Origin of the sequence: Gaetbulibacter sp. M240 (genome assembly GCF_043876815.1) — a bacterium.
Taxonomy (GTDB): Bacteria; Bacteroidota; Bacteroidia; order Flavobacteriales; family Flavobacteriaceae; genus Gaetbulibacter_A.
Map to the genome: position 1 here is coordinate 102,338 of NZ_JBAWKA010000004.1, position 25,202 is coordinate 127,539.

The following is a 25,202-nucleotide window of genomic DNA, read 5'->3' on the forward strand; positions in this document are numbered from 1 at the left end:
TTATTTTTGAAGCAAAAATGCGTTTAAAGTAGAAATTTAATGATTTATTGGAATAGAAATTTTAGTTTGATCCCAAGCCATGGTCAAATATAACTTACTTGTGGAATTGTTGAATCCTATGGTGAATTGCTCTACCGAATGATCAATATGTTCAACAGGAACTTCAACGGTAACCACATCATAATTGGGATCCCACATCGGTCGCATTTCCGAATCAACACCCCATTCATATTGCTTAGAATTAAAAATGACCGTCCAGGTTTCTTCTTTCGGAACGGACCACAAGGTATATTTTCCTTCAGGCAAACGCATGCCAGAAATATTTAAATCTTGATTTGTTTCAAATGTTGTCGCTTCATTTGCTCCTGTTCGCCATACCTGATTTAAAGGCACTAAACCTCCAAATATTTTCCGATCTCTTTTGAACGGGCGGTTGTAAAACACTTTTAGCTTCAGGTCATTCAACTCAAATTTTACTGTATCTTTTGGACTTAATCGCGGGGTAAAAATATTTTCAACAAAAACGGAGTACAAAAATAATCCTAATGCGATAAAGGAAAGGACGATTAGGATTCGTTTCAAAAAGGTGTTCATATACGATTTTTTCAGGTCTAAAGATACTTTAAAAGTGATAATTACTAAAATGCAAACGCATAATAATTATTCTTCTTATATTTTTTTGAAAAATTTGCAACACTTTATTTTTTCTATCGTCTTTAAGATAGACTAATTTATACCAAAAGTAGCTTTACATGTTTCAAGTAGAGATCATTGAAAAGTGCAAACAAAACAATCGAAAAGCACAATTGCAATTATATAATCAATATTGCGATGGAATGTATATTGTGGCTAAACGATTTTTGAAGGATTCGGCAGAAGCCGAAGACGTTGTGCAGGAAGCTTTTATAAAAGCATTTACCAAATTACATCAATATAAAGCTGAAGTTACTTTTGGAGCCTGGTTAAAACGGATTGTAGTGAACAAAAGCATTGATGTTTTAAAAGCTAAAAAGCAACGCTTTGTAGATTTAGAAGAAGTGCAGTTAAAAACTGTAGATACCGATTCTCAAGAAACCTGGATGGTAGATGATAGTCTCACTTTGGAAGATGTTAAGGAAGCTATTTCTGCTTTACCCGATAAATATCAATATGTGGTGATGCTCTATTTAATTGAAGGTTACGATCATCAGGAAATATCGGAAATACTAAATATTTCTGAGGTAGCTTCAAGAACGCAGTTATCACGTGGAAAAGTAAAATTACAAGACCTTTTAAAATCGAAAAAAAATGGCACAAGATATTAGAGAATTATTTAAAAACGACACCTTGTCGAACGAGAAAATGCCCAAAGATCATGAAAAGCGATTTCTTGATAAATTGGAAAAGGCTTTGCCATCGAAAAAAACGAAACCTTATTGGTCCTGGATGCGAATTGCAGCTAGTGTAGTGGTAATTTTAGGTTTGAGTTTCGGTGGATACACCTTTTTTAAAAATGAACAAAAGCCTGAAAAAAATTCTGTTGCTGATGTCGATTCCAATACTCCGGTAAAGACAAATGTGTCTTCTTTAGCAAGTGTGTCTCCAGACCTAAAGAAAGTTGAAGATTACTATTTGGCCAGTATTAATTTCGAATTATCAAAACTAAAACCAACACCAGAAACCAAAGAATTATATGACGACTATCTGGAACAGATAAATACTTTGGATCAAGAGTATAAACGCTTATCAAAAGAGTTAGAGGCTTCCGGGCCGTCGGAATTAACTATCAACGCATTGATCGATAATTTAAAATGGCGTTTGAATCTTTTATATCGTCTTAGAGAACAAATTAAAGCCCTGAATACAGATTCTGAATTAAATCAAAATCATAAATCAATTTAAACAATCAAAAAATGAAACAGAAATCAATTAAATTAACGCACTTGGTGCTTTGTGTTTTAATGGCTACGATAGGATTTAGTCAGGAAAAAATCACAAAATCCTCGAAATCTTTAAAGGTAGACAAAAATGTGGCTATCGAACTGAACACCAATTATACCAATATCATATTTGATACTTGGAATAAGAATACCGTGAGTATTGAAGCTTATGTAACAGGTGAGGACGTAAGTAAAGAAGACCTTCAAAAAGTAGCAAATGAGTGGAATCTCAATATCGAAGCTGCCACTAACAAAGTTACTATAACAGCAAAAGGAGATGGTCCAATGATGTGGCATTTTAAAAATCATGGTGAAATTAATGATGCCATTTCTAAAGTTATGGAAGAACTTAAATTTGAATTGGCTGATTTGCAAAATCTAAATGTAGATGTTCGAATTCCTCCAATGCCGGAATTAGCAAATATGCCTCCAATGCCACCAATGCCACCGATGCCACCACTGCCGGATTTGCCTGAGGGAGCTGCCGATACTAATTTTGACTACGATGCTTATAAAAAGGATGGCGAAGCATATTTAAAAGAATATAGTAAACGGATGGAAAAAGTTTACAATAAGGATTATGCTAAGAAAATGGAAGCATGGGGTGAAAAATTCGGAAAGGAGTTTGAAGAAAACTATGCCAAGCAAATGGAAGAATGGGGAGAGAAATTCGGAAAAGAATTTGGAGAGAAATATGGCGAGAAAATGGAAGCATGGGGGGAACGTTATGCAGAGCAAATGGAAAAAAGAGCTGAACGCATGGAAGCCCAGGCCGAACACCGTGAGAAAGCACAGGAGGCCAGAGAAAAGCTGCAACAAAAGCGTGAGGAATTACGAGCCAAGCAACGCGCTATGATGCGAAGTCAGGGAGTTGATCCTTCAAAAAGTAAAATTAAAAAGACGATCAAGATAAGGATGCCAAAAGACGCTAAATTACAATTGAATGTACGTCATGGTGCTTTAGAGTTCGCCACTAATATTGACGATCTTAAGGCTGAACTGAGTTATTCAAAATTAACTGCTGAGAGCATTAATGGAAGTAAAACTTCCATTAATGCCTCTTATTCTCCCGTGCATATAAAATTCTGGAATATGGGCGAATTACATTTAAATTATGTGCAGGATGCGAAACTGGAGGAGGTAAAGAATTTGGTTTTAACTGCCAATACCTCAAACGTAAAAATTGATAATTTTTTCGGTAATGCTGTTATCAATAGTAATATTGGCGATCTGTTAATCTCAAAAATCAGTAATGATTTCACTAATTTAAATCTTACTTTGGAGAACAGCGAATCTTTTGTATCACTACCAGAGGTTAATTATTTACTACAGTATAAGGGAACGCGCTCGAAATTTTTAAATTCGGAAACTTCACCGTTAGATCCAAACGTAACATCTTACTCTAATCAAAAAATGGACAGTAATAAAATCATCATAATAGACTCCAGATTTAGTGAAGTTACGCTAGAATAATCAGGATAATTCCTGTTCTATACGACCAATGATTTGCTCCGGATCAGCATCGTAATTAAACCATAGCGTAGCTTCATTTTTTTTAAACCAGGTTAGTTGTCGTTTTGCAAAACGCCGACTATTTTTTTTGATTTCACTTACCGCCGTTTCCAAATCCCATTCACCTTTTAAATACAAGAATAATTCCTTATAGCCAACCGTATTCAGGGCATTTTCCGTTTTATATTTTTCAAGTCCTTTAACTTCATCCAACAAACCCTCATCCATCATTGTATCTACACGTTTATTGATGCGATCGTAGATCAATTGACGATCTGCCGTTAAGCCAATACTTAATGTTTTAAAAGGGCGTTCTTTGTTCTTATTTTGAAGAAAGGAACTGTAGGGTTTCCCCGTTCCAATACAAATTTCCAAAGCCCGTATAAGGCGATGAGGATTATCAATAGCGATGTTTTTATAGCTTTTAGGGTCCTTTTCTTTTAGTTGTTTCTGAAGGAATTCAAGACCGTCCGTTTTGAGTCTTTTATTAAGGGTTTCACGTATTTTAGGATCAACATCAGGAAAATCATCTAAACCTTTAGTAACAGCATCGACATATAATCCTGACCCTCCCAACATAATAACAACATCGTGTTTCTTAAAAAGGTCTCCTAAACAACTCAAAGCGTCCTTTTCAAAAGCGCCTACGTTATAGTTTTCAATAATGGATTTATGATGTATAAAATGATGTGGAACGGCAGCTAATTCTTCCGCCGTAGGCGCAGCTGTTCCAATTTGCATTTCTTTAAAAAACTGGCGGGAATCTGCAGAAATAATTTCTGTTTTAAAATATTGAGCTAATAAGATGCTCAGCCTGGTTTTACCAATAGCTGTAGGCCCAACAATAGATAAAAGCACCTTATCCATGGTTCAATTTATGACCGCAATTATAACAAAATTCTGCGTTGTCCATATGTTTTCCAGCAGAGCAATTGCTGCAAGATTGAGTGTTTAAATGGACATCTTTACCAGTTATTTCTTTATTTTTTTGACTGGTGTATTCAGCTGATACGATACCGGTTGGAACGGCAATTATACCATAACCTAGAATCATTACCAGAGAAGCTATAAATTGCCCAAGAGGTGTTTGAGGAGCAATGTCACCAAAGCCAACCGTGGTTAGCGTTACGATACACCAATACACACTTTTTGGTATGTTGGTAAAGCCATTTTCTTCTCCTTCAACCAGATACATGATGGTTCCTAAAATTATGGAAACAATAATAACCACAAATAAAAACACTGAAATTTTGGCTTTACTGGCTTTTAGAGCATTTATTAAATTTTGGGAGGCTCCCAAATAACGAGCAAGTTTTAAAATCCGAAAAACACGTAATAAACGCAAAGCCCTAAGGGCTGCTAACGCATGAACGCCGCCAAAAAAGAAGGAGATGTATTTTGGAACGGTCGATAAAAAATCGATTATTCCATAAAAACTAAAAATATATCGAAAAGGTTTTTTTACTGTAATTATTCGAGCGATATACTCAAAAGAGAAGAGTATAGTAATCACCCATTCCGACCAATTTAAAATATTATAGTGCCGTTCACCAAAACCCTTTATGCTCTCGAGCATCACGATAATAACACTGGCGACAATGACTATAAGTAAAATAATGTCGAATAACTTTCCTGCAGGCGTATCGGCTTCATAAATAATTTCATGAAGTTTCTCCTTCCAGCTTTGATTGTTTTTGTTATTCTCCATTTCGACTAATCCCGATTATACTTTCTTTAGTGCAAGAACCGAATTTTTTTGGATGTCTACAATTTTACTTATGAATTTTTTAAGATAGGGGTAATACTCAGGTACATAAAGGGACTCTTTAAAGTTAAGCTGTTAGGTTATATTTGCTAAGGTTATGAACTTATTAGTAAGGTATTATTCCTTGCTTAACTTTTTTTATTAAAGAAGCTCATTCTACCGGAATACACTTGATACGCTTATTTTTTCTAAGATAACTTTGAATAATATGTTGCGTATGTCGATTATTGTTCATTGGTGTAATTATCGATTCCAAAACTTTTTTATTTGTTATTTGATAGTTCAGATTAAAAAAGCCCAAGCCTTTAAATATGCCATTTTCTATTAAAATAGCACTGCGTTCGTCTACATCACGCCCTCTATCGATGATCACCATATTTTTATTGGCATAACTGTTCTTTTCGATCAAGGTGTTTACGCGTTCGTTGTATATTTCAGGAAGTTCCTCTCCAACACAAGCTCCGTGGCACTCTTTAATGTCATATTTAAAACAGCTCGTTTTGGTTTTGTAAAGTCCCACCAGTTTCTGGCATAAATTATATTCTTCTACAGTCTTACTTAAAAAACTTTTCCCGCTTTGGCGATTGTTAAAGGTGGTTATGGCTTTCTTTCTTCCGTCAGCTGTATCGATCTTCAGATTTATATAGCCATTTTCGTCCTTAAAACTGTAAAGGGCATGTGTAAAAATATTTCTTCGTAAAGCCCGGTTGAAAATAGGTTTAACCCGCTTAATTTCTTCACTTTCTTTAAGCAAAGCCACTAATTCACTTCCTGTGGCTTCGTACGTGACCTCGGTGACTTTGGTCTGAATTTTTTTAGATTTTCGATCAGTACCTGTAAAATGCTGATTGATGCGTTTTTTTATGTTGTTACTTTTACCAATATAAAGGATGTTACCTTGCTCATCATGCATGTAATATACCCCGGTGATGGATGGCATGTCTGCAATAATATCAATATGCCTGGGCTCTAATTGTTTTTTTGGATTTAAGCGAACAGCATCGCTAACAATTTTTTTGTCGGTATCCTTGTTTAATAATAGTTTGAAAAGTTTTACGGTGGCGATAGCATCTCCGGTTGCTCTATGCCGGTCTGTGACCGGGATGCCTAGCGAGCGCACTAATTTTCCCAGACTGTATGATGATTGCCCCGGAATCAATCTTTTAGACAATTCTACGGTACATAGCGAGCGTCTTTCAAAATCATAACCCAAACGTCTGAATTCGGTTGATAAAATACGATAATCGAATTGTGCATTGTGAGCTACCAAAATACAATCTTCGGTTATTTCAACAATACGCTTAGCTACTTCATAAAACTTGGGAGCGCTTTTAAGCATGTTATTGTTAATGCCCGTAAGATTTACAACAAAGGGCTGAATATCCCGCTCAGGATTTACCAAACTAATGAATTGATCGATGACCTGATGGCCATCAAATTTATAAATAGCAATTTCAGTGATGCCCTCTTCATTATACTTTCCGCCCGTCGTTTCTATGTCTAATATTGCGTACAAATATTTTTCTTTTAATCGCGTTCACCAAAGATACTACTTCCAATGCGAACCATATTACTGCCGCAGGCCACGGCCAACTGATAATCGCCACTCATCCCCATACTTATAATCTCCAGATTGGAATTGGCACTATGATAGGTTTTAAGTTTATCGAATGTCGTTTTTAAAAATGAAAACTCTTTTTTAATCTGTGCTTCATCATCCGTAAAAGTTGCCATACCCATCACACCTTTAATATTCACAAATTTAAAACCAGACAAGGTATCAGATTTTAAAATTTCTTCAGCTTTTTTATCCGTCATACCAAATTTTGAATCCTCTTCGGCAATTTTAATTTGAAGTAAACAATTAATAACACGATCGTGTTTTTCACCTTGTTTATTAATCTCTTTCAATAGCTTCATACGGTCTACACCATGGATAAGCGAAACAAAGGGCACCATGTATTTTATTTTGTTGCTTTGTACATGACCAATCATATGCCATTCAATATCTTTAGGAAGAGCCTCATATTTATCGGTCATTTCCTGAACCTTGTTTTCACCAAATATCCTGTGCCCTGCATTGTAGGCCTCCATGATATCCTCATTAGGTTTTGTTTTTGAAACAGCAACGAGTGTCACATTTTCGGGTAATTCTGATTTAAAATGTTTTAGGTTTTCTGGAATGGTCATAAACAGGTTTTAAAATTCATAAATAGTAACACCACTACGCAATTTTGGTTCAATGAAAGTGCTTTTAGGAGGCATGGTTAAACCTTCATCCGCAATGGCTTTCATTTCCTCTATAGTAATTGGAACCAGTCCGAAGCCAACTGCAAAAAGGCCATCATCAACTTTATCTTTTATTGAAACCAGATCATTTTTACCATGAGAATATTCAATTCGTGTATTGTTTCGCAGGTCATCGATTCCCAATATCGGTTCCAAAACGGTTTTATAAAGGATCTGTGTATCAAGGGCATCCAAGGCTGTATTAAAGCTATGATTACTCTTTCTTAGATAGAGTGAGTAAAAATCGCCATCTAAATACATGCTAAAATGATGCTTCTGGGTAGGTTTGTAAAGCTCAGAACCTCTATTCTCAATGCGAAATACAGTATCTAGTTTTATCAAAAATGCCTCTTTAGACAAACCATTCAGGTCTTTTATTAAACGGTTGAATTCGAATATTTTCAAATTTGATTCCGGTATTAAATAACTCATGAAAAAATTGTAAGCTTCTTTACCGGTATGATTGTTATTTTCAGATTTTAGATCTTCAGCTAAAAGACAGGAGGATGCTGAGCGGTGATGACCATCGGCAATGTAGAGGGTTTCCATACCCTCAAACTCATCTTGTATACTTTTTACTAATTCAGGGTCTTCCAACTTCCAAAGGTAATGGGTATCTCTGTAGGTAGTTGTAAACTCAAATTCAGCACGTTCTTGTTGGATTTTTTCAATAATCAACCCTATCACTTTGTTATCCGGATAGGTGAGAAGTACCGGCTCGGCATTGAATCCTACGGTTTTCAGGTAGTCTTTAAAGACCCGCTCTCGAAACTCAATGGTATCCTCATGCTTCTTTATAACATCATTTTTATAGTCTTCCGCGGAAGCGGCTGCAACAATACCCGAAAAAGAAAAGCCATCACGGTTCACGATCTTATAGATATAATATGCAGAGATTTTGTCCTGCTTAAAAATATGGTCTTCTCTGAATTCCATATAGCGATTTCTAACAAGGGTATAGCGTTCTTTTCCTGTGATGTCCTGGTGATATTTATAACCTGGATTAATAATATGTAAAAATGAAAACGGGTTATAATCAAGGCGGGCTTCCAGTTCATCCTGAGTATAACTTTGATACGAACGCGATGCTACCAAACTGACCTTATCCCGCGTTGGGCGAACGGCCTTAAATGGAATAATTTTAGCCATATTGGATAATCTGTTTTTTAATTTGAAAATTGTGCCGAAATTTTTTCAGCTTTTTTACTTTCCGAATAATCGTAGAACCCTTCCCCAGCCTTCACGCCTAACTTTCCGGCGCGCACCATATTCACCAATAGGGGACAGGGTGCATATTTTGGATTTTTAAAACCATCGTACATCACATTCAAAATTGATAAACAGACGTCTAAACCAATAAAATCAGCCAATTGTAATGGTCCCATTGGATGTGCCATGCCAAGCTTCATAACCGTATCGATCTCATATACTCCGGCAACACCGTTATATAAGGTTTCGATGGATTCGTTAATCATAGGCATTAAAATTCTATTGGCCACAAAGCCAGGATAGTCATTTACTTTTACCGGAACTTTTCCTAAAGATTCAGAAAGTGTCATGATGGTGTTTGTTACTTTATCGCTGGTGCTGTAACCTCGAATGATCTCTACCAGTTTCATGATCGGCACGGGATTCATAAAATGCATGCCTATAATTCTATCCGGACGCTTGGTTGCGGCGGCAATTTGGGTGATTGAAATCGAAGACGTATTCGTTGCTAATATGGTGTTTTCGTCACAAAGGCCATCCAGGTCTTTGAAGATATTAAGTTTTATATCCACATTTTCAACAGCGGCTTCAACAACGAGATCTACCTGTTTTACACCTTTTGATAATTCTGTAAAGCTATCAATGTTATTTAGGGTCGTTTTTTTGTCAGCTTCTGAAATTTTTTCTTTGGCCAACATACGATCTAAATTTTTAGAAATAGTAGCTAAACCACGGTCTAATGACGCCTGATTTAAATCTATAAGATTCACTTTAAAGCCATTTTGTGCAAAGGTATGGGCAATTCCATTACCCATAGTTCCTGCACCTATTACTGCAATATGTTTCATCTTTTTAATAAAGTTTAGTGGGCTCTATGTCGAACACAGAGCTTTTTAAAAAAATCCAAATTTTAAAGTGTTCTATGATATTTAACATTTAGAAACACTCAATAATTTGTGTAGCAACACGTAGGGCTTCGGTACCATCGTGAAGTGTTACCACGGGTGTAGAGTTGGTGTTAATAGCATGGGCAAAGGCCTCTAGTTCGTCTAAAATAGAATTGTTATTTTCAACCTTTGGATTGTCAAAATAAATCTGCTTTCTAACACCTTCAGCATTTTGTAATACCATATCAAAATCGCCCGGATTATCAGGAGCATCTTTCATTTTAACTACTTCACATTTTTTGGTTAAAAAGTCTACTGAAATATAAGCGTCCTTTTGGAAAAAGCGTGCTTTTCGCATTTTCTTCAGTGAAATTCGGCTAGCAGTTAAATTAGCTACACAGCCATTTTCAAATTCTAAACGTGCGTTGGCGATATCAGGAGTATCACTGATTACAGCTACGCCACTGGCGGAAATATGCTTTATTTTCGATTTTACGATACTTAAAATAATATCAATATCGTGGATCATCAGGTCCAAAACAACAGGAACATCAGTGCCTCGTGGATTAAATTCCGACAAGCGGTGCGTTTCGATGAACATAGGTGTTTTTATCTCACTTTTTACGGCTAAATAGGCGGGATTAAAACGCTCTACATGACCAACTTGACCACGTAAACCGTGTTCTGCTAATAGCTCACGGATGTGCTCAGCCTCTTCAACCGTATTTGTAATTGGCTTTTCAATAAAAATGTGTTTCCCCTTGGCAATGGCCTTCTTAGCACATTCGTAATGAGAAAGCGTAGGAGTTACGATGTCGACCATATCAACGGCATCAATAAGGTCGTCTATAGAATTAAAAAAATGATACCCGAACTCGGCTTCAACTCTCTTTCCGTTTTCTTCATCAGCATCATAAAATCCAACAAGTTGATATTGTTCTGATTGTTTTAATAATCTTAAATGAATTTTTCCCAGATGGCCTGCACCTAGTACACCAGCTTTTAGCATAAGTTTTTACATTTTCAACAAAAATAAAATAATTTAAGCTTCAATTTAGGTATTTCGAAGGAATATTTGGATGATATTTTAGGAAAAATAAAATCTTTATAAATTGTTTTTAGCTTTAAAATCTTTATCTAACTTTAACCTTTGAAACGCTACTGAAATTGACAGATACTTTTAAACATAAAGGTTTACGCCAGAAACTTGTTGAGACCTTAAGGACCAAGGGAATACAAAGTGAACCTGTTTTGAAGGCCATTGGAAAAATTCCGAGGCATTTGTTCATGGACTCTGGTTTTCTGGATCATGCCTATCAGGATAAGGCCTTTCCCATCGCTGCTGATCAAACCATTTCGCAACCTTACACGGTAGCTTTTCAAACGGAATTAATGGCGGTAAAAAAAGGGGATAAGGTTCTGGAAATAGGAACTGGGAGTGGCTATCAAACAGCCGTGTTATGCGAGCTGGGAGTTCGTGTTTACAGTATTGAAAGGCAACAGGAACTTTTTAAAAAAACAAGCAAGTTTTTGCCAAAACTGGGTTACCGCGCGAAAAAGCTCATCTTTGGAGATGGTTATAAAGGCTTGCCAGAGGAAGCCCCTTTCGATAGCATTATTGTAACAGCTGGTGCGCCTTTAGTACCAAAGGCTTTATTGGCACAATTAAAAATAGGAGGGCGTTTGGTTATTCCGGTGGGTGATGAAACTCAAATTATGACTCTTTTTATACGCACCGCGCCGAAATCTTTCGAGAAACACGAGTATGGTGAATTTCGTTTCGTACCGCTTTTAGAAGATAAGAACTAAATTTAATCCCAGACGAATTTCCAGGTATTATCTGCCTGACGTTTCCAAACGGTATGAAAAATCCCTTGGCTGGATTTATTGCTACCTAAAGAGTCTTGATATTTATACGTGTAAGTTCCATAAGTATAGGCCAGATCACCTGATGCCGAAACATCCACAAAGTTGGGTGCCCATGATAGGCCTGTTGAAGTACTATTCTTCATAAATGCTTTGATAGAATCTTTACCTTTTATTATGGTATTATTTCTAAGTAACACGCCATCATCAGCTACAAAATTCAGAAAGGCCTTATTCATACCTTCTTTCTGAGCCATAGAACTAAAAGCTTCTTCAGTTTTGATGATTTCTTGTTTCCAAACCTCTGTCATTTTGGCTTTTTTCGATTCCGAACAGGATAAACAGAAAAAGAGAATAATAATCAGCGATTTATACATCCTTAAAAGTCGTTTGGTAAATAGGCTCTTGGTATTGGGTTGTATTGCGTTTCCTGCGTCCAGAATATATTGACGATCCACCATCGTTTTCCGTCAAACTGTAACTGAATACTGTTGATGCCCCTCATGAAGGATTTTTTTTGATCATGACTTAAATAGGCTTCATAGGTGCTAAATACATGGGCCATATTTCCAAAAGCTTCAATCTTTCGATTGATTTCCTTTTCAATAAAACCATTTTCCTCTAGCCATTTTCCGGAACTTTTTATGTAATCGTCTGGAGACATGTAGCGCACCATATAATCTCCCATTTTGTTCATTCCAGAAGGGATTAGTTTTGCTTCGGGTTTAAACAAATATTTGAATTGTTTCCAATTTCGTTTTTCATCTTTTCCGCCAGAGATCACTCGATACAAGGTTTTTATTGTTTTATCTAGAGTGAGTACCCGGGAGCTGTCGATAGTGAATTCAGGAGCCTTTTCGGTTTCTTTGGGAGTCTTATCTTCCTTATTCTGCGATTGTAGCGTTATAGCAAAGAGTGAAAAAGTTAAAATAAGTACGCGATATTTCATAGTAGTATTTTAAAAAAAAAGCAAAATAATTATAATCACTTATAAAAACGCTAAGAAAGTCTTAAAATTTTATGACGGTTTCTTGTTCATCCATTTAGCGATTTAAATATTTGATTATTATTTTATTCAGAGGCTTTTTGGTCTACATTTTTAACAAAATCTATAAGTCCTGAGAAATAGGTTTTTTGGTCGTCTACCATAGCCATATGACTACCCTCAGGGCAAAGAAGAAAACTTCCGTTTTGAACTTGAGTAGCCATCCATTCCATATATTTAGGATCCATGGTATCGTGAGTAGCACCTATAATTAGCGTAGGAACAGTGATTTTGAGTAAATCTTTACTGCGGTCCCAGGTAAAAAGCTTGGCACTTTTTGTAATGCCAAATTCACTAGGTCCTTGCATGTATATATAAAGGTCCTGATTTATATTGGCGAATGCCCGGTTTACCGGATTAGGCCAGTCTTCCAAAGGCATTCTTAAAATATGTTTGGTATAGAAATATTTAAACAGTAATTCACTGTATTTCGGGTTATCAAATTGGTTATTGGCTTCTAGCTCTTTAACCTCTTTTAGTACTTCCGGTGGAAGTTGTGGTCCCAGAACCTCTTGTGCGTATTTGTTGTATTCCGGAACGGAAGCTACCATATTAGAAATAATCAACCCTTTGAGGTTATTTTGATATTTCAGAGCGTATTCCATGCCTACGATGCCACCCCAGGAATGACCAAGTAAATAAAAGTTTGAACTGTCCAGACCCAATGCCTGGCGCACTTGTTCTACTTCATCCACATAGCGATCAACAGACCAAAGTGTGGAATCATTAGGTTGGTCGCTGTAGGCCGATTCCAATTGGTCGTAATAATAATATTCAATTTCTGCCTTAGGAAAATAAGAATCAAAAGGAATAAAATATTCATGTGTAGCTCCGGGTCCACCGTGTAATAATAAAACTTTCATTTTGGGATTGTTTCCAACACGTTTGGTCCAGACTTGAAAAGTGCCTTTGTCAGTTTTTATAGGAATCATTTTTACCCCACCACTCAGCACGTCATCCCGGTTTGAGTAATCCAGATATTGACTTTCAGTTTCGTGGCTTGAAGCTTGTTCTTCTTGTTGTTTGCAACTAGCCGTAAACACGAATAAGCTGAATAACGCAATTAAATATTTCATAGTTGTTTGATTTGATTCGATTAAGTGATGGAAAAAGATGTTGGATTCACCCTTCTAAATTAAGAAAATATTTCCTTAAAATCAGAATACTGAATCAAGACTTTAATTGATTTAAAAATGGTATCTTGGTATTAACTTAAACACCCTTATAAACATGAAAAAATCAGTAAGAGGCATTATTTTAATAGCCATCGGTATATTTATTATAGTTTGGTCACTTAATCACAAACCCGGCAATGATCTTCAAAGTGCTATCAATAGTATGTTCGATGAAAATAGCTATAGCATGAGTGAGCCCTGGTATTATACATCTCTTGTAGTTGGTGCTTTATTTAGTATAGCCGGTTTGAGAGATTTTCTCGGAAAAAAGTAAGCGTAATTACCCTAAACAAAATCGTCAATACATTCTTTTTCACAGAGAAATGTATAGGTATGGAGTGCCAATTATTACCGGTATTGAAAAGAAAAAATTAGTTATAGATTTTTTTAATGCGGTCCAAACGTCGTTTACTTTCGCGGTCTTTGATCGTATCGCGCTTATCGTATAATTTTTTACCCCGGGCGAGCGCAATACTGAGTTTGGCCAGACCATTATCATTAATGAAGAGTTTAAGGGGGATGATGGTTAAACCCGAATTTTTTACCTCTTTATGCAGTTTTTTAAGCTCACGGCGATTTAATAATAATTTCCGTTCCGCTTTGGGCTTATGATTGTAGTAATTACCAAACTTGTACTCTTCAATGTTCATATTAACGACAAACAATTCCCCTTTATCATTAAACTCACAAAAACTTTCAGCTATAGAGGCCTTACTTTGCCGGATTGATTTTATTTCAGTTCCTGTTAGCACAATACCCGCAGTGTATTTATCGAGCAGCTCGTATTGGAAACGCGCTTTTTTATTCTGTATGTTTATCTTTTTTTGCATCTAGCACAAAACTACATAAATTCTAATACTTTATGTTAATTTTTTATATGGTCGTCCCGCAAAACATTCGTATTTTTGAAGCCAATTTAGAAATTTAGGATTTACCAAATATAAAATTATGAAATCATATGATGTAGCCGTTATAGGTTCAGGACCCGGAGGGTACGTAGCTGCCATTCGTTGTGCGCAGCTCGGCTTAAAAACTGCTATTATAGAGAAATATGCCACGCTTGGTGGGACTTGCTTAAATGTAGGATGTATCCCGAGTAAGGCTCTTTTAGATTCTTCGCACCATTACGAAGATGCCGTAAAACATTTTGAAGAACACGGCATTGATATTCCAGGTGAAATAAAAGTCAATTTAGAAAAAATGATCTCCAGAAAGCAGGCTGTTGTCGATCAAACTACTGGTGGAATTGATTTTTTAATGAAGAAGAATAATATTGATGTTTACCATGGTTTAGGAAGTTTTAAAGACGCTACGCATATTACTATAGAAGGAGATGATGCTACTGAAATTGAAGCTAAGAACACCATTATTGCCACTGGAAGTAAACCTGCAAATTTACCATTTATCGAATTGGATAAAGAACGAATTATAACATCTACTGAAGCGCTAAAGCTGAAAGAAATCCCGAAACACATGATCGTTATTGGTGGTGGTGTTATTGGTTTGGAGTTAGGTCAGGTGTACCGCCGATTAGGTGCTGAAGTAACCATTATTGAGTATATGGATCGTATTATCCCAACCATGGATAGCGGTTTATCTAAAGAATTGAATAAAGTTTTCAAAAAAGCAAAATTCTCTGTTGAAGTGTCTCACAAAGTAAAATCTGTAGAGCGAAAAGGTGATGAGGTTATTGTTAAGGCTGAAAACAAAAAAGGTGAAGACGTTGAATTTAAAGGTGATTATTGCCTGGTTTCTGTGGGTAGAAAGCCTTATACTGATGGATTAAATGCTGAAGCCGCCGGTGTGAAACTGGACGACCGCGGGCGTGTTGAAGTTAATGATCATTTACAAACAGCGGTTAAAAATATCTACGCTATCGGTGATGTGGTTAAAGGTGCTATGTTGGCACATAAAGCGGAAGAAGAAGGCGTTTTTGTTGCTGAAACTATTGCCGGACAAAAACCGCATATCGATTATAATTTAATTCCGGGTGTGGTTTATACCTGGCCGGAAGTAGCTGCTGTTGGTAAAACAGAAGAGCAGCTTAAGGAAGCCGGAGTGGAATACAAAACCGGTCAATTCCCGATGCGTGCATTAGGACGAAGTCGTGCCAGTATGGATATTGACGGTTTCGTTAAGATTCTTGCTGATAAGAAAACTGATGAAATTTTAGGCGTACATATGATTGGTGCACGTGCAGCCGATCTTATTGCAGAAGGTGTTGTTGCTATGGAATATCGCGCTTCCGCGGAAGATATTGCGAGAATGTCTCATGCGCACCCAACCTACACGGAAGCTATAAAAGAAGCTGCACTTGCGGCCACGGAAGACCGTGCGCTTCACGTGTAATTTAAAAATAAGTCTAAAAAAATCCCTTTCAGAATTCTGAAAGGGATTTTTTTATGATGCTATTTTTTATTAACTAAAAATATCGTTTAAAACTTTGGCCAAGCGAACGCCTGCTTTTTGCAATTGCGTGCGAACAGTAGTAAAATTTTGGTAGGCATAACGATATCTTAAATTTTCACCTTCTTTTACATTGGCATAAACATCTCGCGTTAATTGATGTACCTCATTTACCCAATCTACAACAGAGCCCTTTTGAATATCTTTGATCTCTTGATAGTTTAAAACATCGGCATTGGCGGCGAGTTCAGAATAACTCATATTATAATTTTCAATCATCTCACTATCCCAAACCCGGTGGAGATTCGAGTCTTTATAAAACCATTCAACTTTAAAATCATTTCCACCACGGTCTTCGGCAAGGCCTATATGCATAGGTTGGTGTAAATCACCAATAAAATGCACCAATAATTTCAAATGAAAGGCTTTATCAGCTTTGGAAGCTTTCGGGTTATTTAAAACTTCTACACATTTTGTGATACCGGTTACCAGATCACCTTCAGGATTCTTTTCTGATTCTTGGTAATCCTGATCCATGGGCATATTGATGTAGTGCCAACTATAATATTTGTCATAACGTTTGTCTGATTTTATATCATCAGCGTAAGTGGAAACAAAAGCCAGACCATGACCATCCAAAAGCTTATTTATGGCTTTTGTTGCTTTTACATTTAAATAGGTTTCAGCAATTTCACCTACAACACGATGACCCGTAGAGCCCCAGAATGAACTGGATGGGAAACCATAAGCAAAACTTGTAATTACAAAAAAGAGGGCGCAAAATAATTTTTTCATATGCAATAATTTTAATACAAATGTAAATATATATTGAAATAAAATGGAAACTAATAAGAGACTTTTACTCCTATATTTAGGTTCCATAGTCGAAGATTTTCGATTAGATTGGAAAAACAAGGACAAAAAGCAATCTGTAAAAAAAGTGAATTTTATTTTCTTTTATTGCGCTTGTTATAATTTTTATCGCCTCGGGTTTTAGGCTTATTATACTTCTTAGCGATCTTGAACTTATAACTACCTCCTAAATTTTCCTTTTTATTCTTGTATGATTTTTCGTGAAATGCCGGGCCGGGAGCATCGTCTTCACCTTGCTTTAAAGGATTGTAGTGTTCTTTTATTTTCGGACGTTCTTCAGGAATGAGTTCATCTGAAATAACAACCGTTTGAGGAATTTCCATGGTGGGAATGCTCATTTGCATCAGGTTTTCTATCTGCTCTACAAATTCATTTTCTTTTTCTGTTGAAAATAAAATACTATGCCCTTCACGTTCTGCACGTCCGGTTCGCCCAATGCGATGCATGTAATTTTCAGGATATTCCGGGGTGTCAAAATTAATAACATGACTGATATTGTCGATATCCAGACCACGCGCCATTACATCGGTAGCGACTAATATGCGGTTATCACCCTTTCTGAACTGTTCAATACTTCGCAGTCGGTAATTTTGTGTTTTATTGGAATGGATAATGGCTAACTCATCTTTAAAAAAGGCATCCAAACCTTCGAATAATCGATCTGCCATTTTTTTGGAGGCTACAAATACCAAAACCTTATTGAATGTATCCCTATCTTTTAAAAGTTCAATAAGTAAATTTACTTTCGTGTAAAAGTTGGGTACTTTATAACGGCTTTGAGCAATATTTTCTAATGGTGTTCCCGAAACTGCGATCGAAACACGTTCCGGAGCTTGAAAGAAATCTGATATTAAGGCATCAACGTCGTTCGTCATTGTTGCAGAGAACATGATATTTTGTCGCTTGGGTAACAGATCAAAAATATTGGTCAGTTGATAACGAAAACCAAGATCAAGCATCACATCCACTTCATCGATCACTAATTTTTGAATAGAATTTAATCTTAAAACTCGTGTCAAAGCCAGGTCGTATAAACGTCCCGGAGTAGCAACCAATATATCCACACCTTCAGCAATAGCCTGCTTTTGGGTGTTGATATTTGTTCCGCCATAAACCCCTAAAACCCGATTATTAATATACTTTGAAAGCTTTTCAATATCATCAACCACTTGAACAACCAGTTCTCTCGTTGGAACTAGGACTAGGACTCTAGGATTATCCTGCTTAGAGTAAGGTAAATTTCTAAGAATAGGCAGCATGTAAGCGTAGGTTTTACCGGTACCGGTTTGCGCGATACCTACCATATCCCTGCCCGAAGCCACAACACCAAAGGCCTCCTCCTGGATAGGGGTAGGTGTAGTAAACCCCAGATCTTCCAGAGCATTGCGTAGTGGGGTATTTAAATTTAAATCGTCGAAGCTTGCCATAACTGCTATTTGCGGCAAAGGTACTGTTTTATTTCTAGTGCTAAAGGTGGGATTTGTTTATTTCAATATGATAAGCCGCCTCAAATAGATCGTACGCATCGAGTTTTAAAATACCTTCTTTGGTTTTAAAATTTTGATCGTGATCTTCATGGTCGGCAATACCGAGCCAAGGTTCGATGCACACAAAATCGCCATCGGGTTTAGCCCAGATCCCTAAATAATTAAAATCGGGATAGCTCACGGTTAAAAGAGTTCCGTGTTTTTTGCTTTTTAACTGGATGTTTCTTGAACTTAGATCTTTGAAAATCAAGGCGTCTTCGTTGAATAACTCATAAGTTAATTGAAGTGTTTTGGTATTTTTCAAAATAGGTTTTGTGCGATTGGAAATGAGTCCGTTTTCAGGATTTATCAGATGTGTTTTGGATTGTTCTTCCGATTCGAATTCCAAAAAATAATCATCGTAAGATTCATCATCAAAAACAGGACAGCGAAATGCCGGATGTCCTCCAAGAGAAAAATATAAGGGTTCAGAATCCAGATTTTTTATACTATGATTTATAGAAATTCGATGGTCATTTAATGTGAAAGATATCCTGAATTCGAACTTAAAAGGATATTGCTTCAGAGTATCTTTATCATAATCCAATCCAAAGGTGAGTTTATCCTCAGTTTTTTCTACCAAATAGACTTTTGAATTATTACGGATGATACCATGTTTTGGTAAATGATAAGATTCGCCTTCAAAAATAAAAGAATCATCTTTTAGAGCACCGATAATAGGGAACAGGTTGGGGGCATGGCTTCCCCAAATATTAGGTTTGGCATCCCACATAAATTGCAAATTGGATTTTACACCTTTAATATGACAGAGTTCGGCACCTGGATTTTTCACGCCGATCTCTAAAAAGGAATTTCGAATGATATACATAGATTTTCTTTGAAAGTAAGATACAAAAATCATAATTTTTTAATGATTCTCAGTAACTTTGTATGCATAAGAATCGCTATTGAGAACAAAAAAATTTTATAATCCTGAGAATCCTGTTGCATTTAAAATACAACTGCAACTTTGGGCGCAGCAGTTTGATGATGTTCTTTGGTTAGACTCCAACCAACACGAGCAAAAGTATGGGAGTTTCGAAGCTATTCTTGCTGTTGATGCTTTTACGAGTATTCAGACGGATTACTACGATGCTTTTGAGCAATTAAAGGATTACCAAACGACCACGAAAGACTGGATCTTCGGGTATCTCAGCTACGATCTAAAAAACACCGTTGAAGATTTAAGGTCGGATAATTTCGACGGTTTAGGCTTTCCCGATCTTTATTTTTTTCAACCGAAGAAACTATTCTTAATTAAAAAAGACCAGATTGAAATCCGTTATCTAAACATGGTTAGCGATGAAATTGAACGTGATTTAAATGACATTAATGTTATTGAAAAAGCGCAAACAATTTCAAAACAAGATCCTATAAAAATTCATTTACGGATTCATAAAGATGCGTATTTTGAAAAGCTTCAAAGCCTTTTGCAACACATTCACCGCGGTGATATTTATGAAGCTAATTTTTGTCAGGAATTCTATGCAGAAGATACTGAAATAGAACCTCTTGAGATCTATAACAAGCTAAACGCTATTTCTAATCCGCCATTCGCTAGTTTTTTAAAGTGTTTTGATAAGTATTTACTTTCGGCTTCGCCGGAACGCTATCTTAAAAAGACAGGTGATCTTGTGCTATCTCAGCCTATTAAAGGCACTGCCAGGCGTTCCGAAAGTCCTGAAGAGGATAAGGCTTTAAAAGAGCGACTTGCTAATGACACAAAAGAGCGTAGTGAAAATATCATGATCGTAGACTTGGTGCGTAATGATCTATCAAAAACAGCCATTAAGGGTAGTGTTGAAGTAGCTGAGCTGTGCCAAATTTACTCTTTCGATCAGGTGCATCAAATGATCTCCACCATCACGGCTAAGGTGGAAAAAGAAATGCATCCTGTGGATATTATTAAAACTACTTTTCCGATGGGAAGTATGACAGGCGCTCCAAAGATATCAGCAATGAAAATTATTGAGACGCTTGAAGAGACCAAACGCGGATTGTACTCAGGGGCTGTGGGCTATTTCACACCGGAAAACGATTTTGACTTCAATGTGGTTATTCGTAGTATTTTATATAATTCGACTAAAAGATACGTTTCATATTCCGTGGGGAGCGCCATTACGGCTAAAAGCGACCCCATGAACGAATACGAAGAATGCCTCGTAAAGGCCAAAGCCATGCGGACGGTTTTAGAACAATAAACACGATAGCTAAAGCTAAAAATTGTAAGTTTGTACAACCGTGTATCAAGAGGATTTTAAAGTAAAAAATGGTGTTAGAAGCGTTTCAGAATCACATAAATGAAAAACTTGCTTTCTTAACAGAAAGTAAGTTACTTATTGCCATTTCCGGTGGTATTGATAGTGTCGTTTTAACCCATTTGTGTGCTCAATCCCATTTAAATTTTTCTTTGGCACATTGTAATTTCAATTTAAGAGGAGACGAAAGTGATGCCGATGAGATCTTTATAACGGATCTCGCTGATCTCTTGGATAAAGAAGTTTTTATTCAACATTTTGATACCACGGCTTACGCCGAAGAACACAAATGTTCTATTCAGATGGCGGCCCGTGAGTTACGCTACAATTGGTTTACGGAGTTGGCTGAACAACTTAATTTCGATTATGTTTTAACGGCTCATCACGCCGATGATAATCTTGAAACCTTTCTTATCAACTTTACACGCGGTACGGGATTGGAAGGGCTTACCGGAATTCCTGTGGTGAATGGTTTGTTCGTCCGCCCCCTTTTACCATTCTCAAATGAGACCATTAAAGTCTTTGCAGAAGAAAATAGGATAAAGTGGCGCGAGGACAGTTCTAACGCTTCCATCAAATATTTACGAAATAAATTACGACATGAGGTCATTCCAATATTGAAAACCATCAATCCTAATTTGCTACAGAGTTTTCAGAGTACCCTTGATAATTTGAATGATACGGCTGACATTGTTGAAGAAAGTGTGCAGGCGGTCCTTAATCGTGCCATTGTAAATATAGACTCTAAAAAAGTTATTTACGACATTTCGGAATTTAATAAACTGAACAATCCAAAAGCCTATCTTTTTGAGATCTTCAAAGATTATGGCTTTAAAGAATGGGATGATGTTTTAAACCTGTTAGAAGCACAACCGGGGAAGTTCGTGCATTCTGATTCGCATCGCTTGATAAAAGATAGAGAACACCTCATATTAACCGATGCAGAACCTTTAATTTTTGAACCCAAAAAAATTCCTGATTTGAATGACCCTGTTGAAACGCCTTTGGGGTCTCTGGTTTTCACAGAAGTAGATGTGGTTTTCAATGATGCCTCAACAAGTATTTTTGTTGATAAAGACAAGCTTCAATTTCCATTGATCTTGCGAATAAGAAAAGAAGGCGACGTGATTTTTCCAAGCGGAATGAGTGGTAAAAAAACCTTGAGTAAATATTTTAAGGATGAAAAATTTTCATTGTTAGATAAAGAAAATGCTTTGCTATTATGTTCCAGCGAAGCTATTGTTTGGATTTTGGGTAAACGTGCCGACGATCGCTTCAAGGTAGATTCGAATACCAAGAAGATTATTAAAATTGAACTTATCTCATGAAGATTCTAGGTCACATCGTAGACGTATTGAACAAACGTATTTTCAAAGGTGAAATTACGATTGAAGCCGGTCGTATTTCAGCGGTTGAAACTATGAATCATAACGTGGATCAATATATCATACCTGGATTTGTTGATGCTCATATTCATATCGAAAGTTCTATGCTAGTGCCAAGTATGTTTGCTAAAATCGCAGTCGTACATGGGACCGTGGCTACAGTTTCTGACCCTCATGAAATCGCAAATGTTATGGGTGTTGAAGGGGTGCATTTCATGATCGATAATGGAAAAAAGGTGCCTTTTAAATTTAATTTTGGTGCACCGTCCTGCGTACCGGCAACAACTTTTGAATCGGCTGGAGCGACTATAGACTCAGATGCCATTAGAACCTTATTGGCGAATCCTGATATCAAATATCTGGCGGAGATGATGAATTATCCCGGTGTATTATTTGATGATCCTGAAGTATTAAAGAAAATAGGATGGGCGAAACATTTTAATAAACCCGTTGATGGTCATGCACCAGGCGTTTTAGGTGATGATATTTCTAAATATATTGCTGCCGGAATTTCTACTGACCATGAGTGTTTCACTTACGAAGAAGGTTTGGAGAAACTTCAAAAAGGAATGAAGATATTAATTCGTGAGGGGAGTGCAGCAAAAAATTTTGAAGCCCTCATTGATCTGCTACCGGAGCACTATGAAAACATGATGTTTTGTAGTGATGATAAACACCCCGACGATTTGATTCTCGGACATATAAATCAATTATGCGCACGAGCTGTAGCAAAAGGAATAGATGTATTTAAAGTGCTGCAAGCCGCCTCTGTAAACCCTGTAAAACATTATAATTTGGACGTTGGTCTACTTCATGTTGGTGATCCGGCCGACTTTGCAGTTGTTGAGGACCTAAAGGATTTCAAACCGGTAAAAACATTTATAAATGGCATTTTGGTTGCAGAAAATGGTGTCGCACATATGCCATCGGTTTCGTTCGAGAATATCAATAATTTTAAATGTTCCCAAAAATCTGTTTCAGATTTCAAAATTAAACCGACCTCAGAAAAAATTCGTGTTATCGAAGCTTTAGAAGGTCAGTTGGTAACGAATGAGATTATAGCTCAAGCTACTATTATTAATGACAATTTAGTGTCGAATACGCACCAAGATATTTTAAAAATGACGGTAGTTAACCGTTATAAAGATAGCAAACCTGCCGTGGCATTTATTAAGAATTTCGGTTTAAAAGAAGGCGCTATTGCCTCGTCAGTAGGGCATGATTCTCACAATATTATAGCTGTAGGCGTTGATGATGACTCCATTTGTAAAGCAGTGAATTTACTCATTGAAAATCAAGGTGGTATATGTGCTGTTAGCAGCACCAAGGAAGAGGTCGTGCCACTTCCTGTAGCCGGGATCATGAGTGATCAGGCCGGTGAAACTCTCGGAAAACAATACGCCGAGCTTACTAAAACAGCCAAACGCTTGGGATCTAAACTTCATTCACCCTACATGACATTGTCGTTTATGGCCTTATTGGTCATTCCGGAATTAAAATTAAGTGATAAAGGGTTATTTAATGGAAAAGCCTTTACATTTACACCTTTAGAAGTGTCTTAAGTTATGCCCGTAATACATTCAACCTATACACCTCCTTTTTATTTTAGAAATGGTTTTTTAGCAACGGTTTACTCTGGCCTATTGCGAAGTGTTACTCTAGAACAAACTAGAGAGCGTATTACTTTGAAGGATGGTGATTTCTTAGATTTGGATTGGAGTTATGCTGAGACCAAAACGAATAAACTCATTATTTTGCTTCATGGTCTTGAAGGTCATGGGCAACGACCGTATATTACTGGTGCTGCCAAACATTTTAACAACCATGGATTCGATGCCATTGCGATGAACTTTAGAGGTTGTAGCGGCGAGCTAAATCGTAATTATTACAGTTATCATTCGGGATGGACACAGGACCTAGATGAGGTTATTAAATTTGCACTATCTAAATACGAATACTCTCAAATTGTTCTTTACGGTATTAGTCTGGGAGGTAATTTAGTGTTAAAATACCTAGGAGAGCGGGACCATGTTCCAAACGCTGTAAAAGCTGGTATTGCAATATCTACACCGTGTCACCTACATGGTTCTTGCAAGGCACTACATCATCCTAAAAACAAATTATTTCATGATCGCTTTCTTAAGGAACTTCTGGAACGCTTGAAATATAAACAAAAGCACTTTCCTGAGTATTTATCCCCTGAAGCAATTAAGAATATTAAGACCCTTAAGGATTTCGATGATGTTTATACCTCGAAAGCACATGGTTTTATTGATGCCGAAGATTACTATGCGCAATGCAGTAGTTTGCAATTTTTGGATACTATAAAAGTACCATCACTTATTATTAATGCGCTGAATGATTCCTTTTTATCTCCCGAATGTTACCCGGTCAAGGAAGCTAAAAATAATTCGAATCTGTCTTTAGAAATGCCAAATTACGGTGGACATGTCGGTTTTATTGATAAAAATAATGTGTATTACAATGAATATCGAGGATTAGAATTCATAAAAAATCTATAAAATAAAACTTCAATATCGAAGGCTGATTAATTTTTTGTATTTTTAAAGAGACATAAAATTGTCTATGAATAAATACTTCAACTACTAATCATGCCAACATTCAATTTAAAAATTAATAACAAAAGCCATACTGTTGAGGCAGATATGGATACCCCATTATTATGGGTTCTCAGAGATCAAATCGGTTTAGTGGGTACAAAATACGGTTGCGGCATTGGCCAATGCGGTGCTTGTACCATACACGTTGATGGAAACGCTATGCGAAGCTGTTTGCTGCAGGTTTCCCAAGCAGAAGGAATGAATATTACGACTATAGAAGGATTGTCAGAAGATGGATCTCATCCTGTTCAACAAGCCTGGAAAGAGGTTGATGTACCACAATGCGGATACTGCCAGTCCGGTCAGATCATGACAGCTTCGGCCTTTTTGGAGCGGAATCCTAATCCAACCAAAACTCAGATCCGAAATGCTATGAACGGAAACATCTGCCGCTGTGCTTCATATAATAGTATCGAAAAAGCAGTGGAAGTTGCATCAAAAAAATCAAGTTAATAACCTTATAAAT

The 25,202-nt window shown here is 36.7% G+C and carries 26 protein-coding genes; 11 read left to right on the forward strand and 15 right to left on the reverse strand.

Annotated features, from left to right (window positions below):
* Window positions 1-36: 36 nt before the first annotated feature.
* Complete coding sequence (locus tag V8G61_RS11675; RefSeq protein ID WP_394875898.1) at window positions 37-594, reverse strand: DUF2911 domain-containing protein; 558 nt, start codon at window positions 592-594, stop codon at window positions 37-39.
* 158 nt (window positions 595-752) lie between these two features.
* Here V8G61_RS11675 and V8G61_RS11680 point away from each other — a divergent pair, with 158 nt between their 5' ends.
* The 3 genes from V8G61_RS11680 to V8G61_RS11690 are packed head-to-tail and all read left to right on the forward strand — an operon-like array spanning window position 753 to window position 3,392.
* On the forward strand, window positions 753-1,304 hold the full coding sequence (locus V8G61_RS11680; protein WP_394875899.1) for an RNA polymerase sigma factor: 552 nt from the start codon (window positions 753-755) through the stop codon (window positions 1,302-1,304).
* Window positions 1,288-1,881 (forward strand): hypothetical protein, encoded by a 594-nt coding sequence (locus V8G61_RS11685; protein WP_394875900.1) that lies wholly within the window; start codon window positions 1,288-1,290, stop codon window positions 1,879-1,881. The genes V8G61_RS11680 and V8G61_RS11685 overlap by 17 nt, the downstream gene beginning before the upstream one ends.
* Before the next feature lie 11 nt (window positions 1,882-1,892).
* Window positions 1,893-3,392 carry a hypothetical protein gene (locus V8G61_RS11690; RefSeq protein ID WP_394875901.1) on the forward strand — a complete coding sequence of 500 codons (1,500 nt, stop codon included), beginning with the start codon at window positions 1,893-1,895 and terminating at the stop codon, window positions 3,390-3,392.
* Here the strand turns inward: V8G61_RS11690 and miaA are convergent, their stop codons facing one another.
* The 7 genes from miaA to V8G61_RS11725 form a co-directional block, all read right to left on the reverse strand.
* The gene (gene miaA / locus V8G61_RS11695; protein WP_394875902.1) at window positions 3,393-4,298 is read right to left on the reverse strand and encodes a tRNA (adenosine(37)-N6)-dimethylallyltransferase MiaA; all 906 of its coding nucleotides are present in this window, start codon (window positions 4,296-4,298) and stop codon (window positions 3,393-3,395) included.
* The gene (locus V8G61_RS11700) at window positions 4,291-5,139 is read right to left on the reverse strand and encodes an ion transporter (RefSeq protein WP_394875903.1); all 849 of its coding nucleotides are present in this window, start codon (window positions 5,137-5,139) and stop codon (window positions 4,291-4,293) included. The genes miaA and V8G61_RS11700 overlap by 8 nt, the downstream gene beginning before the upstream one ends.
* Window positions 5,140-5,347: 208 nt before the next feature.
* The gene (locus tag V8G61_RS11705) at window positions 5,348-6,712 is read right to left on the reverse strand and encodes an exonuclease domain-containing protein (RefSeq protein WP_394875904.1); all 1,365 of its coding nucleotides are present in this window, start codon (window positions 6,710-6,712) and stop codon (window positions 5,348-5,350) included.
* An 11-nt stretch (window positions 6,713-6,723) separates the two neighbouring features.
* A complete protein-coding gene (locus V8G61_RS11710) occupies window positions 6,724-7,386 on the reverse strand; it encodes a YggS family pyridoxal phosphate-dependent enzyme (protein WP_394875906.1) in 663 nt (220 codons plus the stop codon).
* A 9-nt stretch (window positions 7,387-7,395) separates the two neighbouring features.
* Window positions 7,396-8,634 carry a DUF1015 domain-containing protein gene (locus tag V8G61_RS11715; protein WP_394875907.1) on the reverse strand — a complete coding sequence of 413 codons (1,239 nt, stop codon included), beginning with the start codon at window positions 8,632-8,634 and terminating at the stop codon, window positions 7,396-7,398.
* A gap of 17 nt (window positions 8,635-8,651) precedes the next feature.
* A complete protein-coding gene (locus tag V8G61_RS11720; protein ID WP_394875908.1) occupies window positions 8,652-9,542 on the reverse strand; it encodes a 3-hydroxyacyl-CoA dehydrogenase family protein in 891 nt (296 codons plus the stop codon).
* A gap of 88 nt (window positions 9,543-9,630) precedes the next feature.
* Window positions 9,631-10,590: a Gfo/Idh/MocA family protein gene (locus V8G61_RS11725; RefSeq protein WP_394875909.1), complete on the reverse strand. Its 960-nt coding sequence runs from the start codon at window positions 10,588-10,590 to the stop codon at window positions 9,631-9,633.
* 158 nt (window positions 10,591-10,748) lie between these two features.
* Here V8G61_RS11725 and V8G61_RS11730 point away from each other — a divergent pair, with 158 nt between their 5' ends.
* Window positions 10,749-11,390: a protein-L-isoaspartate(D-aspartate) O-methyltransferase gene (locus V8G61_RS11730; protein ID WP_394875910.1), complete on the forward strand. Its 642-nt coding sequence runs from the start codon at window positions 10,749-10,751 to the stop codon at window positions 11,388-11,390.
* A 2-nt stretch (window positions 11,391-11,392) separates the two neighbouring features.
* On the opposite strand, the gene V8G61_RS11735 is transcribed toward V8G61_RS11730, so the two are convergent.
* The 3 genes from V8G61_RS11735 to V8G61_RS11745 form a co-directional block, all read right to left on the reverse strand.
* Window positions 11,393-11,758, reverse strand: a complete 366-nt coding sequence (locus tag V8G61_RS11735) for a YybH family protein (protein WP_394875911.1) — start codon at window positions 11,756-11,758, stop codon at window positions 11,393-11,395.
* A gap of 68 nt (window positions 11,759-11,826) precedes the next feature.
* Window positions 11,827-12,396 carry a hypothetical protein gene (locus V8G61_RS11740; RefSeq protein ID WP_394875912.1) on the reverse strand — a complete coding sequence of 190 codons (570 nt, stop codon included), beginning with the start codon at window positions 12,394-12,396 and terminating at the stop codon, window positions 11,827-11,829.
* Between the two features lie 122 nt (window positions 12,397-12,518).
* Window positions 12,519-13,568, reverse strand: a complete 1,050-nt coding sequence (locus tag V8G61_RS11745; RefSeq protein ID WP_394875913.1) for a proline iminopeptidase-family hydrolase — start codon at window positions 13,566-13,568, stop codon at window positions 12,519-12,521.
* A 154-nt stretch (window positions 13,569-13,722) separates the two neighbouring features.
* Here V8G61_RS11745 and V8G61_RS11750 point away from each other — a divergent pair, with 154 nt between their 5' ends.
* Window positions 13,723-13,941: a hypothetical protein gene (locus tag V8G61_RS11750; RefSeq protein WP_394875914.1), complete on the forward strand. Its 219-nt coding sequence runs from the start codon at window positions 13,723-13,725 to the stop codon at window positions 13,939-13,941.
* A 97-nt stretch (window positions 13,942-14,038) separates the two neighbouring features.
* On the opposite strand, the gene smpB is transcribed toward V8G61_RS11750, so the two are convergent.
* Window positions 14,039-14,497 carry an SsrA-binding protein SmpB gene (smpB, locus tag V8G61_RS11755; protein WP_394875915.1) on the reverse strand — a complete coding sequence of 153 codons (459 nt, stop codon included), beginning with the start codon at window positions 14,495-14,497 and terminating at the stop codon, window positions 14,039-14,041.
* A gap of 118 nt (window positions 14,498-14,615) precedes the next feature.
* Between smpB and lpdA the strand changes: the two genes are divergently transcribed.
* Entirely contained in the window at window positions 14,616-16,016 is a 1,401-nt protein-coding gene (gene lpdA / locus V8G61_RS11760) for a dihydrolipoyl dehydrogenase (protein WP_394875917.1), read from the forward strand.
* Between the two features lie 69 nt (window positions 16,017-16,085).
* On the opposite strand, the gene V8G61_RS11765 is transcribed toward lpdA, so the two are convergent.
* From V8G61_RS11765 to V8G61_RS11775, 3 genes are all read right to left on the reverse strand, one after another.
* Window positions 16,086-16,868, reverse strand: coding sequence for a S1/P1 nuclease (locus V8G61_RS11765; RefSeq protein ID WP_394875918.1), 783 nt, complete (start codon window positions 16,866-16,868; stop codon window positions 16,086-16,088).
* Between the two features lie 152 nt (window positions 16,869-17,020).
* The gene (locus tag V8G61_RS11770; protein WP_394876299.1) at window positions 17,021-18,373 is read right to left on the reverse strand and encodes a DEAD/DEAH box helicase; all 1,353 of its coding nucleotides are present in this window, start codon (window positions 18,371-18,373) and stop codon (window positions 17,021-17,023) included.
* A 40-nt stretch (window positions 18,374-18,413) separates the two neighbouring features.
* Window positions 18,414-19,334: an aldose 1-epimerase family protein gene (locus V8G61_RS11775; protein ID WP_394875919.1), complete on the reverse strand. Its 921-nt coding sequence runs from the start codon at window positions 19,332-19,334 to the stop codon at window positions 18,414-18,416.
* 46 nt (window positions 19,335-19,380) lie between these two features.
* On the opposite strand from V8G61_RS11775, the gene pabB reads away from it, so the two are divergent.
* The 5 genes from pabB (at window position 19,381) to V8G61_RS11800 (ending at window position 25,189) form a co-directional block, all read left to right on the forward strand.
* The gene (gene pabB / locus V8G61_RS11780; protein ID WP_394875920.1) at window positions 19,381-20,673 is read left to right on the forward strand and encodes an aminodeoxychorismate synthase component I; all 1,293 of its coding nucleotides are present in this window, start codon (window positions 19,381-19,383) and stop codon (window positions 20,671-20,673) included.
* Between the two features lie 68 nt (window positions 20,674-20,741).
* Entirely contained in the window at window positions 20,742-22,058 is a 1,317-nt protein-coding gene (gene tilS, locus V8G61_RS11785) for a tRNA lysidine(34) synthetase TilS (RefSeq protein ID WP_394875921.1), read from the forward strand.
* Complete coding sequence (gene ade, locus V8G61_RS11790) at window positions 22,055-23,677, forward strand: adenine deaminase (protein ID WP_394875922.1); 1,623 nt, start codon at window positions 22,055-22,057, stop codon at window positions 23,675-23,677. The genes tilS and ade overlap by 4 nt, the downstream gene beginning before the upstream one ends.
* Before the next feature lie 3 nt (window positions 23,678-23,680).
* A complete protein-coding gene (locus V8G61_RS11795) occupies window positions 23,681-24,637 on the forward strand; it encodes a YheT family hydrolase (protein ID WP_394875923.1) in 957 nt (318 codons plus the stop codon).
* A 90-nt stretch (window positions 24,638-24,727) separates the two neighbouring features.
* The gene (locus V8G61_RS11800) at window positions 24,728-25,189 is read left to right on the forward strand and encodes a (2Fe-2S)-binding protein (RefSeq protein ID WP_394875924.1); all 462 of its coding nucleotides are present in this window, start codon (window positions 24,728-24,730) and stop codon (window positions 25,187-25,189) included.
* Window positions 25,190-25,202 lie beyond the last annotated feature (13 nt).

Bases quoted from the DNA above. Each gene is read 5' to 3' on its own strand.
- V8G61_RS11675 (WP_394875898.1), bottom strand. From the start codon at position 594: ATGAACACCTTTTTGAAACGAATCCTAATCGTCCTTTCCTTTATCGCA.
- V8G61_RS11680 (WP_394875899.1), top strand. From the start codon at position 753: ATGTTTCAAGTAGAGATCATTGAAAAGTGCAAACAAAACAATCGAAAA.
- V8G61_RS11685 (WP_394875900.1), top strand. From the start codon at position 1,288: ATGGCACAAGATATTAGAGAATTATTTAAAAACGACACCTTGTCGAAC.
- V8G61_RS11690 (WP_394875901.1), top strand. From the start codon at position 1,893: ATGAAACAGAAATCAATTAAATTAACGCACTTGGTGCTTTGTGTTTTA.
- miaA (WP_394875902.1), bottom strand. From the start codon at position 4,298: ATGGATAAGGTGCTTTTATCTATTGTTGGGCCTACAGCTATTGGTAAA.
- V8G61_RS11700 (WP_394875903.1), bottom strand. From the start codon at position 5,139: ATGGAGAATAACAAAAACAATCAAAGCTGGAAGGAGAAACTTCATGAA.
- V8G61_RS11710 (WP_394875906.1), bottom strand. From the start codon at position 7,386: ATGACCATTCCAGAAAACCTAAAACATTTTAAATCAGAATTACCCGAA.
- V8G61_RS11715 (WP_394875907.1), bottom strand. From the start codon at position 8,634: ATGGCTAAAATTATTCCATTTAAGGCCGTTCGCCCAACGCGGGATAAG.
- V8G61_RS11720 (WP_394875908.1), bottom strand. From the start codon at position 9,542: ATGAAACATATTGCAGTAATAGGTGCAGGAACTATGGGTAATGGAATT.
- V8G61_RS11725 (WP_394875909.1), bottom strand. From the start codon at position 10,590: ATGCTAAAAGCTGGTGTACTAGGTGCAGGCCATCTGGGAAAAATTCAT.
- V8G61_RS11735 (WP_394875911.1), bottom strand. From the start codon at position 11,758: ATGACAGAGGTTTGGAAACAAGAAATCATCAAAACTGAAGAAGCTTTT.
- V8G61_RS11740 (WP_394875912.1), bottom strand. From the start codon at position 12,396: ATGAAATATCGCGTACTTATTTTAACTTTTTCACTCTTTGCTATAACG.
- V8G61_RS11745 (WP_394875913.1), bottom strand. From the start codon at position 13,568: ATGAAATATTTAATTGCGTTATTCAGCTTATTCGTGTTTACGGCTAGT.
- V8G61_RS11750 (WP_394875914.1), top strand. From the start codon at position 13,723: ATGAAAAAATCAGTAAGAGGCATTATTTTAATAGCCATCGGTATATTT.
- smpB (WP_394875915.1), bottom strand. From the start codon at position 14,497: ATGCAAAAAAAGATAAACATACAGAATAAAAAAGCGCGTTTCCAATAC.
- lpdA (WP_394875917.1), top strand. From the start codon at position 14,616: ATGAAATCATATGATGTAGCCGTTATAGGTTCAGGACCCGGAGGGTAC.
- V8G61_RS11765 (WP_394875918.1), bottom strand. From the start codon at position 16,868: ATGAAAAAATTATTTTGCGCCCTCTTTTTTGTAATTACAAGTTTTGCT.
- V8G61_RS11770 (WP_394876299.1), bottom strand. From the start codon at position 18,373: ATGGCAAGCTTCGACGATTTAAATTTAAATACCCCACTACGCAATGCT.
- V8G61_RS11775 (WP_394875919.1), bottom strand. From the start codon at position 19,334: ATGATTTTTGTATCTTACTTTCAAAGAAAATCTATGTATATCATTCGA.
- tilS (WP_394875921.1), top strand. From the start codon at position 20,742: ATGGTGTTAGAAGCGTTTCAGAATCACATAAATGAAAAACTTGCTTTC.
- ade (WP_394875922.1), top strand. From the start codon at position 22,055: ATGAAGATTCTAGGTCACATCGTAGACGTATTGAACAAACGTATTTTC.
- V8G61_RS11795 (WP_394875923.1), top strand. From the start codon at position 23,681: ATGCCCGTAATACATTCAACCTATACACCTCCTTTTTATTTTAGAAAT.
- V8G61_RS11800 (WP_394875924.1), top strand. From the start codon at position 24,728: ATGCCAACATTCAATTTAAAAATTAATAACAAAAGCCATACTGTTGAG.